4 protein-coding genes are annotated in these 4,049 nt (G+C 49.7%); 1 reads left to right on the top strand and 3 read right to left on the bottom strand.

The annotated features are described in order from the left end of the window. The coding region (locus HOK28_18585) for a hypothetical protein (GenBank protein MBT6435111.1) at positions 1-369 on the bottom strand (369 nt) is incomplete at its 3' end. A 193-nt stretch (positions 370-562) separates the two neighbouring features. On the opposite strand from HOK28_18585, the gene HOK28_18580 reads away from it, so the two are divergent. Further along, positions 563-1,072, top strand: a complete 510-nt coding sequence (locus HOK28_18580) for a M48 family metallopeptidase (GenBank protein MBT6435110.1) — start codon at positions 563-565, stop codon at positions 1,070-1,072. Positions 1,073-1,104: 32 nt separating this feature from the next. Here HOK28_18580 and HOK28_18575 read toward each other — a convergent pair whose 3' ends face one another. Next, positions 1,105-1,908: a class I SAM-dependent methyltransferase gene (locus tag HOK28_18575; GenBank protein MBT6435109.1), complete on the bottom strand. Its 804-nt coding sequence runs from the start codon at positions 1,906-1,908 to the stop codon at positions 1,105-1,107. Between the two features lie 75 nt (positions 1,909-1,983). Next, positions 1,984-3,975: a hypothetical protein gene (locus HOK28_18570; protein MBT6435108.1), complete on the bottom strand. Its 1,992-nt coding sequence runs from the start codon at positions 3,973-3,975 to the stop codon at positions 1,984-1,986. Between the last annotated feature and the right edge of the window lie 74 nt (positions 3,976-4,049).

Below are 4,049 nucleotides of genomic sequence, written 5' to 3'. Positions count from 1 at the left end.
TTGGTCGGCCGCTGTTTCAAACTCTTCTTCAGACTCAGCTTCAGTGTTTTCGTCGGCCTCTTCTTCAGACTCAGCTTCAGACTCAGCTTCAGACTCAGCTTCAGACTCTTCTTCAGACTCAGCTTCAGACTCAGCTTCAGACTCAGCTTCAGACTCAGCTTCAGTGTTTTCGTCGGCCTCTTCTTCAGACTCAGCTTCAGACTCAGCTTCAGTCTCAGCTTCAGTCTCAGCTTCAGCCTCTTCGTCGGTCTGGGTCGACTCATCAAGCGCGGAAGCACCGGCATCAAAGTTGGGCAATGCCAAGCATAGGGCAAAAACAAGTGAGCTTAGTACGCTTCGAAAGAGATGCGGGTATTTATTGATCTGCATATTTTCCAGGTTCCTCAGTTGGCCTAGATTAGCGAGGCCAGCGGGAGCAGACAATAGACTTCAGGCATAAGCAGTGGCCTCCATGCTGAATTTTGGTCTTTTATTACATTTTAGGTAAGTGCATGAGATCGTTAACTTAATGGTTTTACGCTTCGGTGTTTACAGCCGGGGTGGAGATGTATATCAGGCAGTTATGCCGGCTCTGCAATATATCAATGGTTATTCCGATGGGGTTCAAAATCAGGTTCGGGATTTGCTGTCTCGTGGAGCGCTCGGTAACTATTTGTTGAGTAAGTATCCAAACTGTCACGATATTCAAACCGACAAAGCTCTCGGGCACTACGTCAATGACTTAAAACGCTCCGCACTGCGCAAAGCACCACCCATCAGTAAGATTTGCTACGACAATAAACTTCATGTGGTGAAGCATGCTTTAGGGACACATACATTTATCTCACGAGTCCAGGGTAATCGGCTGAAGGCCAAGCACGAGATTAGAGTCGCTTCAGTTTTAAAGCGAGGACCTCTCGAGTTTTTGAGAATGATTACAGTTCATGAGCTGGCTCACTTAAAAGAAAAAGAGCATAACAAGGCGTTTTATAAACTGTGTACGCACATTGAGCCTGAATATCACCAGCTCGAGTTCGATATGAGATTGTATCTTACCTACCTCGATATTGAAGGAACGCTTTACGTAAAATAAGCTCGAAGGTCGATTGGACACGTGGGAGTGCGTTAAGTTCCTGTAGCGGACTCAGCCAAAACGCCAACACCCATTCCATAACTTACATAATTCCGTAGCCAAGATATAAGTGCGGGTGGCGCCCAGCGCCGAATGGTTTGGTGAACTGGGCTTGGGATATCGCCGTATCCAAAGAGTTTGTGAACTTTTAAACCTGCATCTTCTGCAATACTTCGAAGCCCAAACCGCCCGTAGAAACGTTCATCATGAATACCACCGGCATAGCGTGTAAATGGTGTTGGGATAACGGCCAAAACAAATCGTGCAATGGTTCCTTGAAGCTGCAGAAGTTCCACGGTTTGGTTGCGATCAAAGTGTTCGACAACCCCCAGAGAATAGGCAAGATCGTAGGGTTTCTCGGGAGCCTCGAGTTTAAAGGCATCGCCTGGCTCGAAGCGCAAAGTTGATGGGAACAAAGGTTGAATCGACTCTTGTGCGAAGGCGATTGCTTGAGGGTTGATATCAATCCCCGTCACATCAAAACCGGCTGATGCAAAGTAGAGCGCGGTAAGTCCTAAACCACTGCCTACTTCCACGATGCGACTCCCGGTGGGCACTGTGTTTTCAATGACGTCGAAAATGGGCTGCAGGTGGTACCATTCCTGTGAGACGTTACGCAGCCAGGAGCGCCCAACGGTTGCACGCGCGAAATATTCATCCCAGTGGTTATCTGGTACTTGAAAGCGTTTTTCGGACTCAGATGGTGCGCCCTGTAATCTGAGGATAGTCTGTTCGACAGATTCGATGCGGTTACGCAATCCTCGGCTTTTCACCAAGCTTGAGCGGAAGTTTACCATAGCCCGAGAACCATAAGGCATCCCTTGGGAAATTGCTACCGGGTGCTATGTCGAGTGATTCGAGGGCGTGAGGAGTTATTCAGCTATATCGATTTGCGCATCGTCTCGCCTGCTTAATATATCGGACAGTGTATCCATGAGCAGTGTTCCATCAGGAGCCATAATAGTATCTGGGGTCAGGTGAGTTTGGTTACGCCCCGGTTCCGCAAACCATTTCTCACGAACATCAATCTGAGCTTGTTGCAAGGCCTTTGCATCGCCGACGAAATTGTATTCGTAATTTTCAAACGGTGAAAAACGTTTAAGTGTTCGGTGGGTGATAAACCGAACCGCGTCATAAGGGTCATCTAAAAGTTCTGCGACGAGGGGAGGTTGCCAGTCATCACCCGACGCTTCAAGTGCAGGCTCCCACGACATCGCCCATACGGCGAGTGCACGTTGAGCGGCATCTCCCTGCAACATCAACACGAGGTTAAAGGCAGCTTTATCCAGCTCAGGATGAATCTCGGTGGGCTTATGCCCGAACCAATTTTGTAGATTTTCTGATGCCCATGAGAGTGTTTTGTCGATGTGACAATTGGTACATGCATTGTTTCGACCTGTACCAACACTCTCGGCAACACTTGGACTCGATATCTGATGGCTATGTACCGATTTATAGAGTCCGTAGGTGGTTGGAGGCATATGACAATTGTAACAAAGGCTACCGTGCGACTCGGGGTCGTGACGGGTGTGCTCTGATAGTTTTTCTCGAAAGTTGTCGTGACATTGGTAGCAGGCCTCGTTGGTGCGCATGCCCGGTTTCAGTTGGTCATCAGCCCACTGTTCTACGGAGTCGGCACTGGTGTCATCAGGGTGCATGCTGTGGCAAGACATGCAGCTAAACGGCTGCTCTGTCTCAGCCTCGTTGTAGCATGGCGTCTTGAGAAGCATGTTATATTCGCGGCCCACTACGCGAACCATGCCGTCGGGCCAAAAACTTCCAGACGTAAATCCCGGGAGACCGTCTAGGAGGTATTGCTGAACTGAAGCCTGTTCTGGCTTGGGGTGAGGGAACTGAAATACCATCTCGGTATCTTCCAGGTCATCGCCGGGACGATAGGGATCTCCGCCACCGCTTTTCCAGTGAATTTGCAGTTTACCAGACATAAATGAGCGCAAGCTGTGGCACTGTCCACACACTTGCGATGATGTACGGGTTGTTAGTGATGCAGGATTGACGATGCTCTTATCTTGGTCGTCTGCGTAGTGGCTGGCATAGCGGGTAAGCGGGTTTTTGTGTCTAGCGATGTGGTCTTTCGCTTCACCATGGCAGGCTTCACAGGCAATCCCAAATTCAGACATGCGCGTGTCCGCGGTTCCCTTAACACGGTGGACGCGTGGTTTACCGTTGGTTACGTGGCAGGGAATACATGCTTCTTCCCATTTTGCAGAGCCCATTGATTTCGGGTTGCTGTCACGGCTGGGTGGAGTGATAAACGTGGCAAGTCGTGGAACCCAGGTCTCGGTCTCCTTCACGTAGACAAGGTCAAAGTGCCGGAGGTTACGGTGCTCGCCCTCGTTATACCAGTAAACCTGCATGTGGTGAGAACCGGTGAGCATTACAAACTCCCTCCGAATGCGTGGGAATGACCCGTCTGCACGCTCTTTTTTCCAATTGGGAGCGTCTACAAAGTATCTGTCGTCCTCGCGACTCAGGATGTATTTTTCACCGTAAGCAGTCACTTCATGGTCGTCGAATTTGCCGATGACATTTTCGGGGGTCGCAGGTTGGGTCATCGTGCGGTGATAAGAGCGGTGCCAGGTGGCGTACTGGCCAGGGTGACAAGCCCTGCACGTATCGCTTGTAACATAGTCATTCTGAGAGTCTTGGATTGGCCGAAACGTGATCTCTTCTTCAGTGAGCGGAAAGCTCCACTCCGCACTTGCATAATTAGACACGCCAAAGGCAAGCGCCAAAAGAGCTCCAAGGAGGAGAATTCTCGCTTTAAAGTTTTGAACAAACGCAAAGATGACGGGAGCAAGTCCGAGAGCAAGTGCACATGCGATGAGCCAGCTATTTTGCATGATGGTGAACCTCGTAACCTAAGAAGCTGTCCTTATGCATTCGCTTGTCTAGAGCCCAGACCGATCAGAAAAAC

Source organism: Deltaproteobacteria bacterium, assembly GCA_018668695.1.
In the GTDB taxonomy this organism is placed as follows: Bacteria; Myxococcota; XYA12-FULL-58-9; order XYA12-FULL-58-9; family JABJBS01; genus JABJBS01.
The sequence above is the reverse complement of the archived record's forward strand: the minus strand, read 5'-3'. Positions and strand labels throughout refer to the sequence as shown.

Coding starts and splice junctions, on each gene's coding strand:
- HOK28_18570 (MBT6435108.1), bottom strand. CDS start 3,975: ATGCAAAATAGCTGGCTCATCGCATGTGCACTTGCTCTCGGACTTGCT.
- HOK28_18580 (MBT6435110.1), top strand. CDS start 563: ATGCCGGCTCTGCAATATATCAATGGTTATTCCGATGGGGTTCAAAAT.
- HOK28_18575 (MBT6435109.1), bottom strand. CDS start 1,908: ATGGTAAACTTCCGCTCAAGCTTGGTGAAAAGCCGAGGATTGCGTAAC.